At 70.4% G+C, this 19,046-nt stretch carries 21 protein-coding genes and 1 pseudogene; 10 read left to right on the top strand and 12 right to left on the bottom strand.

The window, feature by feature from the left end; translation table 11 throughout:
* The first annotated feature begins 99 nt into the window (after window positions 1-99).
* From SSNG_RS22755 to SSNG_RS22745, 3 genes are all read left to right on the top strand, one after another.
* Window positions 100-471 carry a DUF192 domain-containing protein gene (locus SSNG_RS22755; RefSeq protein ID WP_042801680.1) on the top strand — a complete coding sequence of 124 codons (372 nt, stop codon included), beginning with the start codon at window positions 100-102 and terminating at the stop codon, window positions 469-471.
* A gap of 36 nt (window positions 472-507) precedes the next feature.
* Window positions 508-1,125, top strand: coding sequence for an SMI1/KNR4 family protein (locus tag SSNG_RS22750; RefSeq protein ID WP_007266244.1), 618 nt, complete (start codon window positions 508-510; stop codon window positions 1,123-1,125).
* A 298-nt stretch (window positions 1,126-1,423) separates the two neighbouring features.
* Window positions 1,424-2,719, top strand: coding sequence for an extracellular solute-binding protein (locus tag SSNG_RS22745; protein WP_042801679.1), 1,296 nt, complete (start codon window positions 1,424-1,426; stop codon window positions 2,717-2,719).
* Between the two features lie 178 nt (window positions 2,720-2,897).
* Here the strand turns inward: SSNG_RS22745 and SSNG_RS22740 are convergent, their stop codons facing one another.
* Complete coding sequence (locus SSNG_RS22740) at window positions 2,898-3,521, bottom strand: hypothetical protein (protein WP_007266242.1); 624 nt, start codon at window positions 3,519-3,521, stop codon at window positions 2,898-2,900.
* Between the two features lie 186 nt (window positions 3,522-3,707).
* On the opposite strand from SSNG_RS22740, the gene SSNG_RS22735 reads away from it, so the two are divergent.
* Window positions 3,708-4,835, top strand: a complete 1,128-nt coding sequence (locus SSNG_RS22735) for a serine hydrolase domain-containing protein (protein WP_007266241.1) — start codon at window positions 3,708-3,710, stop codon at window positions 4,833-4,835.
* Window positions 4,836-4,842: 7 nt separating this feature from the next.
* Here the strand turns inward: SSNG_RS22735 and SSNG_RS22730 are convergent, their stop codons facing one another.
* The 3 genes from SSNG_RS22730 to SSNG_RS22720 all read right to left on the bottom strand — a co-directional run bounded on the left by SSNG_RS22730 (window position 4,843) and on the right by SSNG_RS22720 (window position 7,892).
* Window positions 4,843-5,163: a nuclear transport factor 2 family protein gene (locus SSNG_RS22730; protein WP_007266240.1), complete on the bottom strand. Its 321-nt coding sequence runs from the start codon at window positions 5,161-5,163 to the stop codon at window positions 4,843-4,845.
* 116 nt (window positions 5,164-5,279) lie between these two features.
* Window positions 5,280-6,116, bottom strand: a complete 837-nt coding sequence (locus SSNG_RS22725; RefSeq protein WP_007266239.1) for a polysaccharide deacetylase family protein — start codon at window positions 6,114-6,116, stop codon at window positions 5,280-5,282.
* Window positions 6,117-6,302: 186 nt separating this feature from the next.
* Window positions 6,303-7,892: an MDR family MFS transporter gene (locus SSNG_RS22720; protein ID WP_042801677.1), complete on the bottom strand. Its 1,590-nt coding sequence runs from the start codon at window positions 7,890-7,892 to the stop codon at window positions 6,303-6,305.
* 119 nt (window positions 7,893-8,011) lie between these two features.
* Here SSNG_RS22720 and SSNG_RS22715 point away from each other — a divergent pair, with 119 nt between their 5' ends.
* Window positions 8,012-8,596: a TetR/AcrR family transcriptional regulator gene (locus tag SSNG_RS22715; RefSeq protein WP_007266237.1), complete on the top strand. Its 585-nt coding sequence runs from the start codon at window positions 8,012-8,014 to the stop codon at window positions 8,594-8,596.
* A gap of 74 nt (window positions 8,597-8,670) precedes the next feature.
* Here the strand turns inward: SSNG_RS22715 and SSNG_RS22710 are convergent, their stop codons facing one another.
* Complete coding sequence (locus SSNG_RS22710; RefSeq protein WP_042801676.1) at window positions 8,671-8,988, bottom strand: antibiotic biosynthesis monooxygenase family protein; 318 nt, start codon at window positions 8,986-8,988, stop codon at window positions 8,671-8,673.
* A gap of 149 nt (window positions 8,989-9,137) precedes the next feature.
* On the opposite strand from SSNG_RS22710, the gene ctaD reads away from it, so the two are divergent.
* Together ctaD and SSNG_RS22700 are read left to right on the top strand one after the other, a co-directional pair.
* Complete coding sequence (ctaD, locus tag SSNG_RS22705) at window positions 9,138-10,778, top strand: cytochrome c oxidase subunit I (protein WP_007266235.1); 1,641 nt, start codon at window positions 9,138-9,140, stop codon at window positions 10,776-10,778.
* On the top strand, window positions 10,768-11,157 hold the full coding sequence (locus SSNG_RS22700) for a cytochrome c oxidase subunit 4 (protein WP_007266234.1): 390 nt from the start codon (window positions 10,768-10,770) through the stop codon (window positions 11,155-11,157). Before ctaD ends, SSNG_RS22700 begins: the two co-directional genes overlap by 11 nt.
* Before the next feature lie 130 nt (window positions 11,158-11,287).
* On the opposite strand, the gene SSNG_RS22695 is transcribed toward SSNG_RS22700, so the two are convergent.
* Entirely contained in the window at window positions 11,288-12,448 is a 1,161-nt protein-coding gene (locus SSNG_RS22695) for an RNA-guided endonuclease TnpB family protein (protein WP_042803969.1), read from the bottom strand.
* 26 nt (window positions 12,449-12,474) lie between these two features.
* On the opposite strand from SSNG_RS22695, the pseudogene tnpA reads away from it, so the two are divergent.
* Window positions 12,475-12,876: pseudogene (gene tnpA, locus SSNG_RS40120) on the top strand (IS200/IS605 family transposase); the annotation flags it as partial.
* Window positions 12,877-12,971: 95 nt separating this feature from the next.
* On the opposite strand, the gene SSNG_RS22685 reads toward tnpA, so the two are convergent.
* Both SSNG_RS22685 and SSNG_RS22680 read right to left on the bottom strand, forming a co-directional pair.
* Entirely contained in the window at window positions 12,972-14,633 is a 1,662-nt protein-coding gene (locus tag SSNG_RS22685; RefSeq protein WP_007266231.1) for a ubiquinol-cytochrome c reductase cytochrome b subunit, read from the bottom strand.
* 67 nt (window positions 14,634-14,700) lie between these two features.
* Entirely contained in the window at window positions 14,701-15,123 is a 423-nt protein-coding gene (locus SSNG_RS22680; RefSeq protein WP_042803964.1) for a nuclear transport factor 2 family protein, read from the bottom strand.
* Window positions 15,124-15,202: 79 nt separating this feature from the next.
* Here SSNG_RS22680 and SSNG_RS22675 point away from each other — a divergent pair, with 79 nt between their 5' ends.
* Together SSNG_RS22675 and SSNG_RS22670 are read left to right on the top strand one after the other, a co-directional pair.
* The gene (locus SSNG_RS22675) at window positions 15,203-15,748 is read left to right on the top strand and encodes a TetR/AcrR family transcriptional regulator (RefSeq protein WP_007266229.1); all 546 of its coding nucleotides are present in this window, start codon (window positions 15,203-15,205) and stop codon (window positions 15,746-15,748) included.
* A gap of 104 nt (window positions 15,749-15,852) precedes the next feature.
* The gene (locus SSNG_RS22670; protein ID WP_042801674.1) at window positions 15,853-16,443 is read left to right on the top strand and encodes a Uma2 family endonuclease; all 591 of its coding nucleotides are present in this window, start codon (window positions 15,853-15,855) and stop codon (window positions 16,441-16,443) included.
* A 16-nt stretch (window positions 16,444-16,459) separates the two neighbouring features.
* On the opposite strand, the gene SSNG_RS22665 is transcribed toward SSNG_RS22670, so the two are convergent.
* The 4 genes from SSNG_RS22665 to SSNG_RS22650 are packed head-to-tail and all read right to left on the bottom strand — an operon-like array spanning window position 16,460 to window position 19,023.
* Window positions 16,460-16,930: a hypothetical protein gene (locus SSNG_RS22665; RefSeq protein ID WP_007266227.1), complete on the bottom strand. Its 471-nt coding sequence runs from the start codon at window positions 16,928-16,930 to the stop codon at window positions 16,460-16,462.
* Window positions 16,931-16,932: 2 nt separating this feature from the next.
* Window positions 16,933-17,418, bottom strand: a complete 486-nt coding sequence (locus SSNG_RS22660; RefSeq protein ID WP_042801673.1) for a hypothetical protein — start codon at window positions 17,416-17,418, stop codon at window positions 16,933-16,935.
* Window positions 17,419-17,447: 29 nt separating this feature from the next.
* Window positions 17,448-18,722 (bottom strand): hypothetical protein, encoded by a 1,275-nt coding sequence (locus SSNG_RS43035; RefSeq protein ID WP_206731324.1) that lies wholly within the window; start codon window positions 18,720-18,722, stop codon window positions 17,448-17,450.
* 31 nt (window positions 18,723-18,753) lie between these two features.
* A complete protein-coding gene (locus SSNG_RS22650; RefSeq protein WP_241695100.1) occupies window positions 18,754-19,023 on the bottom strand; it encodes a hypothetical protein in 270 nt (89 codons plus the stop codon).
* Window positions 19,024-19,046 lie beyond the last annotated feature (23 nt).

Raw genomic sequence — 19,046 nt, 5'->3', positions numbered from 1 at the left:
CGCGGGGGTCCGGGGGCGGAGCCCCCGGGGGGTCCGGGGCAGCGCCCCGGGGAACGGGCGAAGGGTGGGGCGGGGAGTGCAACCCCTAGGGTGACCCCCATGGCGCACTGGCGGGACGGCACCGGCACCCTCCTCATCGGCACCACCGCGGTCCCCCTGGAGGTCGCCGCCTCCTACCGGGCCCGCACCCGCGGCCTGCTCGGCCGCGACGGCGTCGAGGGGGCGCTGCTGCTGACGCCGGCCGGGAGCGTGCACACCTTCCGGATGCGGTTCCCGATCGACGTGGCCTACCTCGACCGCCGGATGCGCGTGATCGCGCTGACCACCATGCCCCCGGGCCGCCTCGGCCTGCCCCGGCTCCGCTCCCGGCACGTGCTGGAGGCCGAGGCGGGGGCCATGGCCCGCTGGGGCCTCACGGTGGGGAGCACGGTGACCGTCTCGACGGGTGGACCTCCCGGCCCGGGGCGGTAGGTTGGGGCGGTTGGGCTGGGGTCTCAGGGGAGCGGCATGACGGAGAACGCGCGGATCAAGGCGCTGGAGCAGATCATGCCGGCGACGCACGGCGCCGACGAGGACATCGACTGGCAGGCGGCCGAGGCCGTCTGGGGCACCCGCTTCCCCTCCGACTTCGTGGCGTTCATGGGGCGTTACGGGGCCGGGTCCATCAACGGCGAGGCCAGCGTGCTGCTGCCGCTGCCGAAGCCCGGACTCCAGTGGGACCCGGCCGAGATGGCCGAGGAGACCGCCAACGCGCGGCAGCTCTGGGAGGCCGGGGGCGGCCGGGCCGCCTTCGACGTGGACCCGGAGTCGATCATCGCCTGGGGCGTCACCGGCGGGTCCGACATCCTGTGCTGGCTCACCACCGACCCGGACCCGGACCGCTGGCCGGTGCTGGTCGCCGGCCGGCACACCGCCGACGCCTTCGCCGTCCACCCGTACGGCATGGCCGAGTTCCTGCTGCGGCTCTGCTCCGACGAGTTCGACGTGAGCCCCGTGAGCATCACCTTCTGGGACGCCGGACACCTCAGCTTCGTCCACTGGCGCAAGGCCCAGCGCCGCTGGCAGGAGGGCCGCAACCCCGAGACCGGCGAGCCGGACCCCTACGCGGGCGAGTTCGCCGACTAGTACGGGCCGCCCTGGCGGCCGCGCCCGAAATCACACCCAGCCCGTTTCCCCGCCGGAAACGGGCTTTTCGGCATGTCTACGCGCGTCGCACCATCCTCACCCATATCGGAAAACACAATTCTGAAATCCGCCGATTGGAGCAATGAACACAAGTGCGGACCCAATGCGTTCAAGCCGACCGCCGTCGGGAGAGAATTCCGGCCAGACGGGCCACGGCGGGACACCCCAGCCCGGAGCAACTCATAAGTAATAACGGGAATCAAAAGAAAATCAGGGGTATCCACCCGTGCGAAGAAGAATGTTCGGCGCGGCCGCCACGGCAGCCGTGTTCGGTCTACTGATACCGCTGTCCGGCTGCGGAAGTTCCTCCGGCGGCGGCAGCGGCGACTCGCTCCACCTGATCGCGGCGGAATACGGCACCACTCCCGCGACCAGTTCCAAGGCTTTCTGGGACAAGGTGACGGCCGATTTCACCAAGGCCAACCCCGGCATCAAGGTCGAGGTCACGCTCCTCCCGTGGGCCGACATCGACCGCGAGGTCTCCAAAATGGTCAGCGCCGGGAAGGCGCCGGACATGGCGCTCATGGGCTCCTACTCGGACTTCGCCGCCCAGGGCAAGCTGTATTCCGCGGAGGAGCTGCTCTCGATCAGCGCCGAGGCGAACTTCCTCCAGCCCCTCGCCGAGGCCGGATCGGTCGGCAACACGCTCTACGGCCTGCCCTTCGTGGCGAGCAGCCGTCTGCTCTTCTACAACACCAAGCTGTTCGCGGACGCCGGCCTCGTCGCCAAGGACGGCTCTCCCACCTGGCAGCCGAAGACCTGGGCGGACCTGGAGTCCGCCGCCAAGGCACTCAAGGCGAAGGGCGTGAAGTACCCGTACGCCCTGCCGCTGGGCCCCGAGGAGGCGCACGCGGAGGCGATGATCTGGGAGCTGTCCAACGGCGGCGGCTACGCCGACAGCAGCGGCAACTACAGCCTGGCATCGGACCAGAACGTCGTCACCTTCAACTGGCTCCGGGACAGGATGGTCAACCCCGGGCTCACCGGCCCGACCCCGCCCTCGCAGATGAACCGCGCCGACGCCTTCGCGGCGTTCCTGCGCGGCGAGGTCGGCATGCTCAACGGCTACCCGTCCCTCTCCCACGAGGCGCGCGCCAAGGGCATCACCGTCGGCGCCGTGGCCATGCCGGTCTCCGACTACCTCGGCACCGGCGAGAAGCCGCCGACCGTGGGCGTGGCCGACTGGATGATGGCCTTCAAGCAGAACGGCAAGCGCGAGGAGATCGGCAAGTTCCTGGACTTCGTCTACCAGGACAAGAACCTGTCGGACTTCGCGGGCCGCTACCACCTGCTGCCCTCGACCGTCACGGCCTCGCGCACCCCTTCGGGCGGCGGCCTCGACAAGAACGACGAGCAGTTCCTGACCGCCCTGCGCGGCGCCCAGCTCTACCCGGTCAACGACCCCGCCTGGGTGACCGTCAGCGACACCATCAAGCGCAACATCGGACGGGCCCTGGAACCGGGCGGCAGCCCGAAGGCCGTCCTGGAGGACATCGCCGCGAAGGCGAGCGCCGCCTCGAAGAAGAAGCACTGAAAGTCCCCCGCGACAAGGGACCTTCGCCTCCCTGCCGGACCCCATCCCGTACGGCAGAATGGCTGTCGGCACTTGATCCGAGGCCGCGGCCCAGTCGCCCGCCGGGCACCCACAAGGTGCGCGGGGCGGCAGGCCTCCCCCTCGCCCCTTCCTCCGCCGCCCGGCGCCGCCCCTCCCGCTACGCCCGGCCGTTCTCCGCGGAGAACGCCTCGCGGTGCCGCTCGCAGCCGGAGTCCCAGCGCAGGCTGCCCGTCAGCGTCCCGTAGTGGGTCCGCGTGACCGACCACTCCACCGTGTACTCCCCGGTGTCGCACGCGATCCTCTTGCCGCCCGCGACCTTCTGGCGCCCCGTCGCCGGCTGCCCCGTCAGCTTCCGCTCCACTTCCGCCCGCGCGACCCCCCTCTCGTCGCGCAGCACGGCGTGCACGACGATCGGGTGGGTGCCGTTCTTGGTGGTCAGGCCCTTGTTGACCAGGACGTCGGACACCGCCCACGCGAACTCGTACGAGGGCTCCCAGGAGAGCGTGTCCGGGTCGGGCACCTGGCGTTCGCCCCTCGGGTCGTGGGGGTGCGACGGGCGGCTGACCGTCCCGTACCGGATGCCCGGGTGGAAGCGGACCTGGCCCTCCAGCTTGTGCTTCTGGTCCTTGGTCCACTGGGACTTCATCTCGTGTTCGCCCCCGGCCGGGTCCTGGAGGTATCCGGTGCCCGGTGCGGCCGTGGCGGACGCCTGGCCGAGGGCGGGGGCGACGGCCGCGGCTGCCGCGGCGAGGGCGAGGGCTGCGGTGCGAGTGCGCTTCATGCCCGGCCCAACGGGCCCCCGCGGCGGGCCGGAACGATGCCGCGCGCGCGTTCACCCGTACGGAGCGGGCGGCGGACGTACAGGTGACAGATTCCGTTCCGGGCCGGAATGCGCTCCGGACGCCTCTGGTTCTCTGTGCCCGGACGGGGAAACGGTCCCCGCACGACCACGGGGGATGACATGGGCATGACGGTTGATGGAACGGTGGCACCGGGCTGGGAGACGGTGCGGGAGGAGTTCGAGGCGTTCGTGGCCGCGGAGCCGAACCCGCCGGAGGCCCAGCTCGCGGTGCGCCACCACGGGCGGACCGTGGTGGACCTGTGGGGCGGCGAGGAAACCGACGGGGACACCCTGAGCGGGGTCTTCTCCCTCACGAAGGGCGCCGCGCACCTCGTCGTGGCGCTGCTGGCGCAGGAGGGCGTACTGGACCTGGAGCGTCCGGTGTCGGCGTACTGGCCGGAGTTCACCGGGCACGGCAAGGAGCGGCTGACGGTGCGACAGCTCCTCGCGCACCGATCCGGGCTGATCAGCACCGCCGAGGGCTTCTCGTACGAGGAGATCGCGGACGACGCGTTCCTCGCGGCCCGGCTGGCGGCGCAGGAGCCGTACTGGGAGCCCGGCACGGCGTACGGCTACCACGCGTTCGTGATCGGCGCGCTGACGGGCGAGGTGGTGCGGCGGGCCACCGGGCGTTCGCTCCAGGAGGTCTACGAGGAGCGGGTGCGGGCGCCGTACGGGCTGGACCTGTACATGGGGCTGCCGGCGGAGCTGGAGGACCGCTGGAAGCCGGTCCTGGAGATGCTGCCGACGCCCGCGCAGCAGGAGCTGCTCGCGACGGGCGGGCCGCTGCCCGAGCTGCTGAGGACGGCCTTCAACTGGCACCGCGAGCCGCCGATGGACGTGGTCGCGTACGCCAACCACCCGAAGGTCAAGGCCCTCGGCCCGGCCTCGGCGGGCGGCAGCGGCACGGCGCGCGGGGTGGCCGCCCTGTACGCGGCGGCCATCAGCGGGCTGGACGGCCGGCCCGCGCTGCTGGAGCCGGCGACGGTGGCCGACGTGGCGCGGCTGCACACGCCGGGCCAGGACCGGGTGACCTCTGAGGCGGACCACTTCGGGCTGGGCTTCGAGACCCAGCCCGCGGTGGGCCCGGAGGCCTTCGGGCACTGCGGCGCGGCGGGCGGCAACGGCTTCGCCGACCCGGTCACGGGGATCGCGTACGGGTACACGCGCCGCCGCTTCGGCTTCCCGGGCGGGCTGGCCCCGGAGAACGGGCGCCTGACGGCGGCGGTGCTGAAGGTGGCGCGGGGGCTCTGAGCGGTGCTCAGGCCTGGCCGGTCTCGAAGCGGCTGATGTGGCCGTCGGAGACGGTGAACCGCCAGGCGGTGCGCATCTCGCCCCAGGTGTCGTTGCGGTAGGAGACGACGAGGGACCGGCCGTCGTCGGTCTGCTTCTCGACCGACATGTGGCCGCGGGAGGAGAAGATCTCGCGGTCCGTCCAGTCGGTCACGTCCCGGTCGGAGCCGTCGTCGGACATGGTCGCGCCGGGGGTCAGGACGGCCCGGAAGGCCTCCTGGTCGCCCGCGTTGACGGCGGTGACGAAGGCCCGGACGGCGGGGTCGGTGAGCTGGTCCGGCTTGATCATGGGGTCTCCCGGTCGTGTGCGTGGTCGTCGTGCGTCCTGTGCTGCGCGCGCGACCAGGGAACACCCCCGGCGGGGCCGGGCGGCCGACCCTCACCCGTTCGCCGCCCGGCGGCGTGTCAGGTGGGGTCGGGGGCGGTGCGCACCGGGAAGCCGGTGGGCCGGCCCTGTTCCTCCAGCCAGGTCAGGACCTGGTCGAGGGCGGCGACGGTCTGCTTGCGGTCGCCGCCGCCGTCGTGGAAGAGGACGGTGGGGCCATTGCCGATCTCGCGCTTGACGGCGTCGACGATGGCGGCGGTACCGGGCTTGCCGAAGTCCTTGGTGTCGACGTTCCAGCCGAGCGGGCGCATGCCGTGGGCGGCGGCGATCTTGCGGCTGTCGGGGGTGAAGGCCCCGCCGGGGGCGCGGTAGTACTCGACCTCGGCGCCGCCGCCGGCGGCTTCCTCGATCAGCTTCTTCGCGTCGAGGATCTGGGCCTGCTGGTAGGCGACGGGCTTCTTGTCCATGGAGGTGTCGTGGCTCATGGAGTGGTCGCAGAGCCGGTGCCCGGCCGCGACGACCTTCTTGACCAGGTCGGGGTGGGCCTTGGCCTGGGGGCCGATCATGCAGAAGACGGCCTTGACGTCGTGTTCGGCCAGCACCTCCAGGACCTGCGGGGTCCAGCGGGGGTCGGGGCCGTCGTCGATGGTGATGTTGACGGCGTTGCCGCCGGCCTCGGAGGCGTGGGCGATGCCGTCCGGCACGCCGGAGGGGGCGGTGGGGGGCGCGCCCGCGCCGCCCGGCTTCCCGTCTTCCGGCGCACCGCCCTGGCGTGACGCGTTGTCATGGCGGGGGGCCGGGTGGTCCTCGCCCGTGGGGACCAGGGTCGTGACCCCCCAGATGGTGGCGGCGACGGCCGCGGCCGAGGCGGCGACGGCTATCCGGGCTCGGAGGCTGTGCTTCTGCGTGCGCGTCATGTGGATCAGGACGCCTTCGAACCTGAGAAGGTTCCCCTTAATTGCCCCGTAAGTTCCAGGTAATGAACGCTTTAGTCCTTTATCGCCACTGGTGACCCGGGTGTCCCTCGGACCCCCGCGGACACGCGAAGAGGCGGGTGGGGCCCGGGAAATCCCGGACCCCACCCGCCTCTTGGGGCATGCGCGTCAGTGGGCGAACGAGTCCGCCGGGGCGGAGGCGGCCTTGGCCGGGCCGCCGCCGGCCGGGGCCGGACCCGCTCCCCGCAGCGGGACCTCCTTGACGAACCAGGCGAGCACGAAGCCCAGTACGGCGACGGCCGCACCCAGCAGGAACGCCGAGTGGGTGCCGGCGGCCACGGCGTGCTGGTAGGCGTCGCGCACGGCCTCGGGCAGCTTGGCCAGGCTCGCCGCGTCCAGCTGGGCGGAGCCGGCGGCCTGCGCGGCCTGCGGGCCGAGCCGCTCGGACATGGTGTCCGTGACCTGCGAAGTGAACAGGGAGCCCATCAGGGCCACGCCGAAGGAACCGCCGAGGGTGCGGAAGAGGGTGGCGGAGGAGGAGGCGACTCCCATGTCCTTCATGTCGACGCTGTTCTGCGCGACCAGCATGGTGATCTGCATCAGGAAGCCGAGGCCGGCGCCCAGGACGGCCATGTAGAGGCCGGAGACCAGGCGGGTGGTGCCGGTGTCCATGGTGGCGAGCAGGAACAGGCCGACGACCATGAGGGCGCCACCGGCGATCGGGAAGACCTTGTACTTGCCGCTGCTGGTGGTGATCCGGCCCGCGACGAGCGAGACGGCCATCATCGAGAGCAGCATCGGCAGGAGCAGCAGGCCGGAGTTGGTGGCGGAGGCGCCCTGGACGGACTGCTGGAAGAGCGGGAGGTAGAGCACGCCGCCGAACATGGCGAAGCCGACGAGGAAGCCGATCACCGACATGAGGGTGAAGTTGCGGCTGCGGAAGATGTGCAGCGGCATGACCGGCTCGGCGGCCTTGGTCTCGGCGTAGAGGAAGGCGGCGACGGACAGGACGCCGACGGCGATCAGGCCGATGATCTCGGCGGAGCCCCAGGCGTACTCGGTGCCGCCCCAGGTCGTCACGAGGACAGTGGAGGTGATGGCGAGGGTCAGCAGGGCCGCGCCGATGTAGTCGATCTTGGGACGTTCCCCCTGCGACTTCTTCTTGGGCAGGTGCAGCACGGCACTGACCATCGCCAGCGCGACGGCACCGAGCGGGAGGTTGATGTAGAAGGACCAGCGCCAGCCCATGTGGTCGGTGATGGTGCCGCCGACCAGCGGGCCGCCGATCATGGCGAGGGCCATCACGCCGGCCATCATGCCCTGGTACTTGCCGCGCTCGCGGGGCGGGATCAGGTCGCCGATGATCGCCATGACGCCGACCATCAGGCCGCCGGCGCCCAGGCCCTGGACGGCGCGGAAGCCGATGAGCTGACCCATGTCCTGGGCCATGCCGCTGAGCGCGGAGCCGACGAGGAAGATGATGATCGAGGTGAGGAAGGAGCCCTTCCGCCCGTACATGTCGCCGATCTTGCCCCAGATGGGCGTCGAGGCGGCCGTGGCCAGCGTGTAGGCGGTGACCACCCAGGAGAGGTGTTCGAGGCCGCCGAGCTCGCCGACGATGGTCGGCATCGCGGTACCGATGATCATGTTGTCGAGCATGGCGAGCAGCATCGCGATCATGAGCGCCATGAGGACGACGCGCACGCTGCGCGGCTTCACCTCCTCGGCGCCCGCCGCTTCCTTGATGTTCTCCGCCATGTCCACTCCCCGTTCACACGCAACTGCGCCGGGTACTTACTTGTCGCCCGGCTAGTTCACTACACTGGGGAAGGTAGACCCGTCACTAGCCGGGCGTCAAGTAAGTACTCGGGAGAGCCATGTCCAGCACCAGTCCGCAGCAGCCGCGCCGTGGCAACACGCGCCAGCGCATCCAGGACGTCGCACTGGAGCTCTTCGCCGAGCAGGGGTACGAGAAGACCTCGCTGCGGGAGATCGCGGAGCGGCTGGACGTCACGAAGGCGGCGCTGTACTACCACTTCAAGACCAAGGAAGACATCATCATCAGCGTCTTCGACGACCTGACCCGGCCGATCGACCTGCTGATCGAGTGGGCGCAGGAGCAGCCGAAGACGCTGGAGACCAAGCGGGAGATCCTGCGCCGCTACAGCGAGGCCATGGCGGCCGGCGCTCCGCTGTACCGCTTCATGCAGGAGAACCAGGCCACCATGCGGGAGCTGAGCATCGGGGAGACGGTCAAGCGCCGGCTGTTCACCCTGGTGGAACTGCTGCGCAACGACGAGGGCCCGCTGGCGGACCAGGTGCGCTGCGTGAGCGCCCTGTTCACGCTGCACGCGGGGATGATGTTCCTCCAGCACGTGGAGGGGGACCCGGAGGAGACCCGGCTGGCGGCCCTGGACGTCGCCACGGACCTGATCACCCGCGCCCACCACGGCGACGCGTAGCCGCCGGCGGCGGGCCGGACGGGGCCGGGCCGGGCCGCGCCGCGCCGCGCCGCCCCGGGGACGGTGTCAGCCGGTCACTTGTCCACGGCCATGGCCAGTTCGAACATGCCGCTGCTCATGTCCTCGCACAGGGCCCGGCAGGCACCGAAGAGCTCGGCGAACTGGGGCATCGACTGCCAGTCCCTCATGGCCTGCGTGCCCGTCCAGCGGGACACCGACACGAAGTGGCCCGGCTCGTTCAGGTCGCGGATCAGCCGGGCGTCCAGGAAGCCGTCGACGGACCCCTGGGTCCAGGTCAGGAACTCCGTCCAGCGCAGGATGAACTCGTCCTCCTCACCCGTGCGCACCTGCCAGTTCCCCGAGGCCCAGTACCTGCTCGTCGTGTCGGACATCGCCCACCACCTCGGGAGTCGGCCCCTCCCCCAGGTTAGGCCGGTCAGCGCGTCCCGGCCCGTCCGCGCGGCGCGGCGCGGCGGCCGCCGGGCGGGGAAGCGGTAGGGCATGGAGTGCACGCTCGGCGGCGAGGCTCCCTGGAGGCCCGATGACAGCGGTGGACCACGCGGCCCGGACCGAGCGGCGGGTGCGGCAGGGCTCCGCGGTGCTGCGCCTGCTGACGACCACCGACCACAAGACCATCGGCAACCTCTACCTGGCGACGGCCTTCGGCTTCTTCCTCTTCGCCGGCGTCCTCGCCCTGGTCATGCGGGCCGAACTCGCCCGACCCGGGCTCCAGATCCTCTCGAACCAGCAGTACAACGAGGCGTTCACCATCCACGCCACGATCATGATGCTGCTCTTCGCGACGCCGACCTTCACGGGCTTCGCCAACGCGGTGATGCCGCTCCAGATCGGCGCGCCCGACGTGGCCTTCCCCCGGCTGAACGCCTTCACCTACTGGGTCTACCTCTTCGGCGGGCTGATGGTGGTCTCCGGGTTCCTCACCGCCGACGGCGCCGCCGCCTTCGGCTGGTTCGCGTACGCCCCGCTCAACGGTGCCGTGTTTTCCCCGGGCACGGGCCCCGACCTGTGGGTGATGGGGCTGGCGGTGGCGGGGCTCAGCACGATCCTGGGCGCGGTCAACTTCATCACCACGGTCATCTGCCTGCGCGCGCCCGGGATGACGCTCTTCCGGATGCCGGTCTTCACCTGGAACGTGCTGTTCACCTCGATCCTGGCGCTGCTGGCCTTCCCCGTGCTCACCGCCGCCCTGCTGGCCCTGGAGGCGGACCGCAAGTTCGGCGCGCACGTCTTCGACCCGGCGAACGGCGGGGCGCTGCTGTGGCAGCACCTGTTCTGGTTCTTCGGGCATCCGGAGGTCTACATCGTGGCCCTGCCGTTCTTCGGCGTGGTCAGCGAGATCCTGCCGGTCTTCAGCCGCAAGCCCATGTTCGGGTACGTGGCCCTGATCGGGGCCACGATCGCCATCACCGGCCTGTCCGCGACCGTGTGGGCCCACCACATGTTCGCCACCGGCGCCGTGCTGCTCCCCTTCTTCTCCCTGCTGTCGTTCCTGATCGCGGTGCCGACGGGGGTGAAGTTCTTCAACTGGATCGGAACCATGTGGAAGGGCTCGCTCTCCTTCGAGACCCCGATGCTGTGGTCCGTCGGGTTCCTCGTCACCTTCCTGCTGGGCGGGCTGACCGGGGTGCTGGTCGCCTCGCCGCCGCTGGACTTCCACCTGACCGACAGCTACTTCGTCGTCGCCCACCTCCACTACGTCCTCTTCGGCACGATCGTCTTCGCCACCTTCGGCGGCCTCTACTTCTGGTGGCCCAAGCTGACCGGGCGGATGCTGGACGAGCGGCTCGGCCGGATCCACTTCTGGACCCTGTTCACCGGCTTCCAGACCACCTTCCTGGTGCAGCACTGGCTGGGCGAGGCGGGCATGCCCCGCCGGTACGCCGACTACCTCGCGGCCGACGGGTTCACCCTGCTCAACACCGTCTCCACGATCGGCGCCTTCCTGCTGGGCCTGTCCACGCTGCCGTTCCTCTACAACGTGTGGCGCACGCAGCGGTACGGGGAGCGGGTCGCCGTCGACGACCCGTGGGGCTGGGGCCGCTCCCTGGAGTGGGCGACCTCCTGCCCGCCGCCCCGGCACAACTTCCACGCCCTGCCCCGGATCCGTTCGGAATCCCCGGCGTTCGACCTTCACCACCCGGAGGTGCCCGTTGAGAGGTGAGGCCTGGCTCTTCACCGGTACGGCCCTGTTCTTCGGGGTTACCACCGCCGTCTACGGGGTGCTGTCCGACGAGCCGGCGGGCACCGCCGCGCTCTGCGTGTCCTTCGTGATGTCGGCGCTGGTCGCGGCGTTCCTGTGGCGGCAGTACCGGCGGGGCGGGGAGCGCCCGGAGGACCGTGCGGAAGCCGAGGTGCGGGAGGCGGGCGGGCGGCGGGTCTTCTTCCCGGCCCGCAGCCTCTACCCCGTGCTGACGGCGGCCGGGAGTGCGCTGGTCGGGCTGGGCGTGGTGCAGGGGCTGTGGCTGTGCCTGATCGGCTTCGGGGTGCTGCTGCCGGGCGTCCTCGGCTTCGCCTTCCAGAACCTGGACCACCCGGATTGACGCTCTCCCCCGTGAACGGAGGGGGGGAGATTCCCACCGTGCCGCCGCTGTTTCCAGTACGTGCGTAGTGGTTCCTGCTTCATCACCCATCGCCCGGCGTGCCGGGTCTTACAAGGGCTCCACAGGCGTTTTATGTGTCCGGGCGTCCCTCGGCCACGATGCGCCGCCCTTCACGGCGGATGTTGCGTTCGGCGTTCTCGTCCCGGTCGTGGACTGTTCCGCAGGAACACGTCCACGACCGGATCTTGAGCCCTTCCAGTCCCCTGGGTCCTTCGATGCTGCCGCACCCGGGCGCCGAGCAGAGCTGAGTGCTCGGGAAGAACCGGTCCACCTTGGCGAAGACGCGCCCGTACCGGTGGCACTTCGCCTCCAGGATGCGGGCGAACATGCCCAAACTCTGATCGTGGACGGACTTGGCCCGCTTGCCCTTCTTCGAGCCCATGCCCTTCACGTTCAGGTCCTCCAGGTACACGGCTTGGCTCTCGCGCGTGATCCTGGTGGTTTCCCGCTCGATGAAGTCACGGCGCTTGTCCGCGATCTTGGCGTGGATCTTCGATACGGCAAGCTTGGCCTTGCGCCGGTTGCCGGAGCCCTTCTGGGCGCGGGACAGCTTGCGCTGCGCGCGGCGGAATTTCTTCTCCTGGCGGCGGAAGAACTTCGGGGAGCTGATTTTCCGGCCGCGCAGGACGGCGTAGGTGGACAGGCCCAGATCGATCCCGGTCTCTGTCTCGTCCAGGTCCAGCTCGGGCAGTGGCTTGTCTTCGGCCTCCACCACGAAGGAGGCGAAGTACCTGCCGGACGCGTCCTTGACCACGGTCACGGACGACGGGGCAGAGGGAAGTTCCCTCGACCACTTGACCTTCACATCGCCGATCTTCGGAAGGCGCAGCGCACCGTTCCCGGTGATCGAGAAGCGGGCGTTGGCGGTGAAGCGGATGGACTGGCGGCTGGTCTTCTTCTTGAACTTCGGCGGACCCATCCTCGGCCCCTTGCGGGTGCCATTCCTGGAGGCGAAGAAGTTGGAGTACGCGGCCTCCAGGTCCCGCAGGGACTGCTGGAGCACCACGGCCGACGCGTCGTCCAGCCAATGCCGGTCTTCGGTCTTCTTGGCGTCGGTGACGAACCGCTTCGACAGTTCCGCGGCTGTTGGGCGCTCTGCGCCCTGCTTGTAAGCGCCCTGACGGGCACGAAGGGCGTCGTTGAAGACGATACGGGCGCACCCGAACGCCTTCGCCAGCATGATCCGTTGCGGGGCGCTCGGGTACAGCCGGAACTGATACCTGAGCTTCACGCCGATCACCATACTGCAGTTGGTTTATGGCTGGATATCAGAACATACGCACGGATAGGCGCTGCACGTTCTTTCGGCACGCGCACTTGGTCTTCCTGACGAAGTACTGGCACAACGTCTTCGGTGACCGGCACCTCAAGCGCATGGAGGAGATCATGCGAGACGTATGCGCCGACTTCGAGACCGAGCTGGTCGAGTTCAACGGCGAAGCCAACCACGTGCACCTGTCGGTCAACTTCCCGCCGAAAGTCGCCGTGCCCAGGCTGGTCAACAGCCTCAAGGGCGTGTCCTCCCGACGACTCCGGCAGGAGTTCCCCGACCGGGGACGCCACTACTGGCGGGGCAACAAGCTGTGGTCGGGATCCCACTTCCCCGGGTCAGTCGGCGGGGCTCCGCCGTCGATCATCCGTCAGTACATCGAGCAGCAGAATCGTCCGCTGCGACCTGCGAGTCAGAGCAGTTCTGAGAATCGCTTCACTACCGCCCTAAAGGGCGGTGCACTGCGATTAGCCCCGGTAGCGGCTCAGGCGCCGTCCCCGGGTGTGGGCGGCCGGTCCGGTCCGGCGAGGGTGGCGGCGACCTTGCGGCGCTGCTCCGGGGTGAGCGGGTACGGGACGCGGTCGCGGTGGAACCAGGTGCTGACGGCCGCCCGGGTGCGGTTCAGGGCCCGGCGCGGCAGGGACCGGGTGGGGTCGCCGTCGTACTCCAGCGGCGCGGGCAGGTCCCGGGCGAGCATGGTGTACCGCTCGCCGGACGGGAGCGCCTCGTGGCGCGGGTGGAAGGCGCCCTCCGCGTCCTGCACCGCCAGGCCGGTCTCCGCACCGTCCGTCAGCAGCTCCCGCTCGTGCGCCTGGAGGGCCAGGCACAGCCGCCGGGTGAGCCAGAAGACCGCCGCCGGCACGGCGAAGAGGGCGACGCGCAGCGTCCAGGTCAGCGGGGGCAGGGGCAGGGCGAAGACGAAGGCCAGGATGTCCTGGGCCCCGGCGAGGAGCAGCACCGCGTACCAGGAGAGGGCCGCCGCGCCGAGGGCCGTGCGGACGGGCCGGTCGCGGGGGCGGTCGCACAGGTGCCGCTCGCCGGTGTCGCCGGTGATCCAGCGTTCGAAGAAGGGGTAGGCGTAGAGCACGGTGAACAGCAGGCCGGGCATGAGGACGGCCGTCACCAGGGGGTTCCAGGAGATGGTGTGCCCCCACAGGCGGGTCTCGACGCCGGGCATCAGCCGCAGGGCGCCCTCCAGGAAGCCGATGTACCAGTCGGGCTGGGAGCCGTCGGAGACCAGGTCGGCGCGGTAGGGGCCGTACACCCAGATCGGGTTGACCTGCGCGACGGCGGCGAGCGCGGCGAGGACCCCGAAGACGGCGAGGAAGAGGCCGCCGGACTTGGCCAGGTACTGGGGGAAGAAGGGCAGGCCGACGGCGTTGCGGGCGGTGCGGCCGGGGCCCGCCCAGTGGGTGTGCTTGAGGTGGAACACGAGCAGCAGGTGCACGGTGACCAGCCCCAGCAGCAGGCCGGGGACCAGCAGGATGTGCACGGGGTAGAGGCGGGGGACGATGTCCTGGCCGGGGAACTCGCCGCCGAAGGCGAAGCAGCTCAGGTAGGTGCCGACGACGGGGACGGACAGCATGACGCCCTGGGCGATGCGCAGTCCGGTGCCGGACAGCAGGTCGTCGGGGAGCGAGTAGCCGGCGAAGCCCTCCAGCATCGCCAGCATGAACAGGGTCACTCCGATCACCCAGTTCAGCTCGCGGGGGCGGCGGAAGGCTCCGGTGAGGAAGACGCGGAGCATGTGCGCGCCGATGGCGGCGAGGAAGACGATGGCCGCCCAGTGGTGGATCTGGCGGATCAGCAGGCCGCCGCGGACGTCGAAGCTGATGCGCAGGGTGGAGAGGTAGGCCTGCGACATGAGGACGCCGCGCAGCGGCTCGTACGAGCCCCGGTAGGGGGTCTCGCGCATCGACGGGTCGAAGAAGAACGACAGGTACACGCCGGTCAGCAGCAGGACGACGAAGCTGTAGAGGGCCAGTTCCCCCAGCAGGAACGACCAGTGGTCGGGGAACACCTTCCGCAGCGCCCCGCGGGTGAGCTCGGACAGCGGCAGCCGCTCGTCGAGGGCCCCGGCTCCCCGTGCCACCCGCTTCCCGCGCTTGGACTCCGGCACCGGCCTGCACCTCCTGCCCGCGCGCATCGCCCGGCGCGTACGCCACGCCAAGCTACCGAAACGGGGCAGGAGGGTACGGGACGGACACGGCCGGTCAGGCGCGGAGCCGCCGTTCGGACTCCTCGATGGGGACGTCGTTGATGCTGGCCTCGCGGCGGCGCATCAGGCCGTCGTCGTCGAACTCCCACTGCTCGTTGCCGTGGCTGCGCCACCACTGGCCGCCGGCGTCGTGCCACTCGTACTCGAAACGGACGGAGATGCGGTTGCCGGTGTACGCCCACAGTTCCTTGCGCAGGCGGTAGTCCAGCTCGCGCTCCCACTTCTCGGCGAGGAAGGCGCGGATCTCGGCGCGGCCGGTGAGGAAGCGGTCGCGGTTGCGCCAGACGGAGTCCCCGGAGTAGGCGAGGGCGATGCGCTCGGGGTCGCGGGTGTTCCAGGCGTCCTCGGCGGCCTGCACCTTGGCGCGGGCGGTCTCCTCGGTGAACGGGGGCTTGAGCACGGGAGGCTCCTCTCGTATCGCGACTCGGAGAACGTTCGTTCTCAAAGTAGAGAACGAACGTTCTCGGCGCAAGCGGTTCTGAACTACCCTTCACCCCATGGACGACGAAGAGGCCCGCACCCGACTGCTCGACGCGGCGGAGGCGCTGTTCTACGCCGAGGGCATCCAGGCCGTCGGCATGGACCGCATCCGCGCGGAATCGGGCGTACCGCTCAAGCGGCTCTACCGGCTCTTCCCGGCGAAGGACGCCCTGGTCGCCGCCTACCTGGAGCGGCGCGACGCCCGCTGGATCGGCGGCCTGCGGGAGGCGGTGGCGGGAGCCGAGGAGCCGGTTCCGGCGGTGTTCGACTGGCTGGCGCGCTGGTTCTCGGAGCCGGACTTCCGCGGCTGCGCCTTCCTCAACGCGTACGGGGAACTCGGCGCGGGCCCCGCGGCGGTGCTGGACGTCGTACGCCGCCACAAGGCGGAGCTGCGCTCCCTGCTGGGCACCCTGACCGACTCCCCCGCCCTCGCGGACCAGCTCCTCATCCTGGCCGAGGGCGCCACGGTGGTAGCCGCCCTCACCCCGGGCCCGGAACCGGCCCTCCGCGCCCGCGAGGCGGCTCTGCGACTGCTGGAGGCGGGCGCGCCCCCGAACGGGTGAGCGCCCTCGCGACCGGGGCGGCCCTCGGTCCGCCGCGCTAGCCTGGGAGAAGGCACGCAGCGTGACGAGACAACGACGCCGCCCGGAGGACCACGGTGACAGCCATGATCGAGCGACCCCGGCCCATAGAGGTCACCGAGGGGGAACGGGCCTTCGAGGACGTGCTGCGCACGGTCGAGGAGATGAACACGCCGGACGGCCACAAGGCCGAGCTCATCCGGGGGAAGATCGTCGTGTCAGCGTGGTCCAGGCTTCGCTACTTCATCCCCATGGAATCCCTGCGGGAACAGTTGACGGAGCACGTCGCGGCAGACCAGGTGGCCACCCACGCACCGTTCTTGTTCAGCTTCCCGTCAGTCGGCCGCGCCTACGGACCGGACCTCTACGTGGTCGACCGGTCCGCGTTCCTGACAGAGGAGCGGCACGGTGACGGGGAGGCCCTGAGCCTCGTCGCGGAGTTCACGTCGACCTCCACCAGGGACGCGGACTGGCGGGAGAAGCTCCAGGTGCACGGGCAGCTGGTGCCCGTGTACCTCGTGGTCGACATGCAGGAGGACGAGATCACCTGCTTCTCCGACCCCTCCCCGCAGGGCTACCGCGCCCACAGGACGGTCTCCTTCGGCACCCCCCTGCCGGTGCCCGCCCCCTTCTCGTGCGAGATCGACACGACGGCGTTCAAGGCGGCGGCGGGCTGAGCCGGCCGGGGGCCGGTCACCACCTGAAGAGGACGCCTCGCCAGGTCCAGCCCGCGGCGAGGACCGCGTTCCGCAGGGGGTCCCGCATGTCGCGGGAGTCGTAGCGGAAGGTCTCGACCATGCGCCGGCGGCCGTCCGGGCCCTTCTGGAACTCCCACGTCCGGGCGATCCTGGTCGAGCCCCCGCGGCCGTACTGCCTGCTGCCGGAGTACTCGTGCGAGAGGTTGCCCCACTGCTCTTCGAGCGTGCGCACCTCTCGGGTGCCGGGCACCAGGCGCAGCCGGATCTTGACGGTCAGGTCCAGCTTCGCGATCCGGCGCTCGGCCACCAGGTCGGCCTTCTCCTTCGGGAAGGCATGGCGTACGCGGAACAGCGCGTCGGGGCCGCCCAGCACGAGGAGCGCTTCCCGGAGCTCCATGGTGGGCAGGGGCTTGATCGCCCTGTCGGGGTACCTGGTGCCGGTGACCTTGTCCCAGAGGCGGCCCATGGTCAGTCCTCCGCCCCGTCGTCCGGGCGTACCGTGCGCACGAAGTCCTGGAAGTCCGCCAGGACGCTTTCGTACTGGTCCGCGGTGGACGTCAGCGCCAGCCGGACCAGGGCGCGCTTGCGCGGGTCCTCGCCGTCCGGCAGGAACAGGTAGACCTGGGACTGGACGAAGTCCCGGCGGTCATCGCCCGCGACGGCCGAAAAGGTGACCCGCTGGGCCAGCGCGGGCGCGTCGACGGAGCCGAGCTCCTGGCGGTGGGTCACCACCACCGAGTCGGCGAACTCCCGCAGCCGCTCGACCGACGCGTCGGCGAGTTCGGCCGGCGTCACGTCCTCCTTGGGTAGTCCGCCGTCGACGGTGATGTTCGCCGCGAACCCGGAGTCCGGCTGCGGGTGCACGGCTGCGTAGGCGACCTCCGGAGGGGCCGGAACGGGCTGCCAGCCCGTCGGCAGCGTGAACGCGATCGGCACGGGCAGTGTCGTGGGCATCCCTGAACCTCCTTCCACGGAAACGTACATCAGTCGAACCAGCTGCCGATCTCGTGGGCCACGTCACCGACGGTCTTCTTGATCTTGCCCGGGTCCACGGTGATCTCCAGCCCCACCGCCCCGCCGAAGAGCTCGGCGGCGCCCGCCTTCCCGCCGACCTCCCACACGCCGGTCTTCTCGTCCTTCCGCCAGCCGAAGGACCCTTCCCAGCCGGCTCCGGCCCATCCTTCGGCCGCCACACCGACACCCAGACCACCGGACTCGACGCCCCCGGCATAGGTGCCCTTCATCCCGGCGAAGGACTTCGCCCCGACGGTGACCTCTTCCCTGTTGAGTTTCGCGGTGCCGCTGACCTCGCCTCCGGCGAAGCCCTCGATCCGCCCGTAGGCGGCGTGCGGACCGTATTCGACCCGGCCCTCCTCCAGCATCCGAAGGCCGGCGGACGCCTCGACCTTGCCGCTGACGCCCTTCTCGCTGGCGCCGTAGTTGGCGGTGCCCCTGACTCCCGCGTACACGTCCTCCACCCCGGAGAGCTTCAGCCCTCCGAGTTCGCCCTCTCCGTCCACGGTGGCGTGGAAGAGGTCTGCGTACGCCTTGACCGAGCCCTCCTTGCCGTACTTGATGCCGCTGACGCTGAAGCCGGCGGCGGGCCCGGTCACCGTCACGGGGTCCTCGCGGTGCCTGATGACCGGCGGGACGTACTTCTCGGCCTTCGCCAGGTCGCCCTCGGCGTAGTTGTTGAAGCCCATCAGGGATTCGTCGGCGCCGCTGCCGTGCCCCAGGGCGTCCCGGTTCCTGTCGACGACGGCCGATTCCAGGGCGTCCTTCACGTGCGTGTCGGCTTCGGACACGGCCTTCACCCGGTCGTCAATGTGCTTCTGCCACTTCTCGACGGCGCTGCGGACGGCGGCCTGACCGTCCGGATCGTGCTGGTAGGCGCTGCGCTCGGCGGGCGTGAGCCTGGCGTAATCGAAGGCGACGCGTCCTTCCGCGGACACGGTCATGCCCGCGGCGACCGCGTCGTCGCGTGCACTCTCCAGCTTCGCCTTGAGGTCGGTGAGCTGCTCGTGGGCCCCGCGCAGCAGGCTCGCGACCGCCTTCGCCTGGTTCTGCGCGGCGGAGTACTCGTAGCGGGTCGCCGCGAACTTGGTGCGGGCCACCCCGGCACTCACGCCGGACCAGTCGTTCCCGAGGGTGATCTTCTGGACGGTCTCGCCGTAGCGGGTCTCGACCTTCTTCAGTTCGCCCGCCATCGCGTCCCACTTGGCGGCCGCCGCCGTCAGCAGGCCGAGGTCCGTGGTCATCACTTCGCCGTACGTCAGCACCACGGCCCCCTCAGAGGTGGTTCAGCTTCGACTGCGAAAGGAACTGGCTGTGCACCGCCGTGTCGTTGCCCGTGAAGAGGCCCGAGGCGCCCCGCAACGCGGTCTTCTCTCCGGCGAGCCGGCCCATCAGCGACTGCACCTGCTGGTCCCAGGTCTCCGCGACCTTCTTCAGTCCAGCGGCCGTATCCCAGCCGTCGAAGCCCTTCTGGGCTGCGGCGGTGGCGTCGTCCGCGTGGTCGGCGGCCTTCTTGGTGTTCGGCTCGAACTCGGTCTCGATCAAACCCGCCGCCGCCTTCTTCTGCT

The sequence above is a fragment of the Streptomyces sp. C genome, assembly GCF_000158895.1.
In the GTDB taxonomy this organism is placed as follows: Bacteria; Actinomycetota; Actinomycetes; order Streptomycetales; family Streptomycetaceae; genus Streptomyces; species Streptomyces racemochromogenes.
The sequence above is the reverse complement of the archived record's forward strand: the minus strand, read 5'-3'. Positions and strand labels throughout refer to the sequence as shown.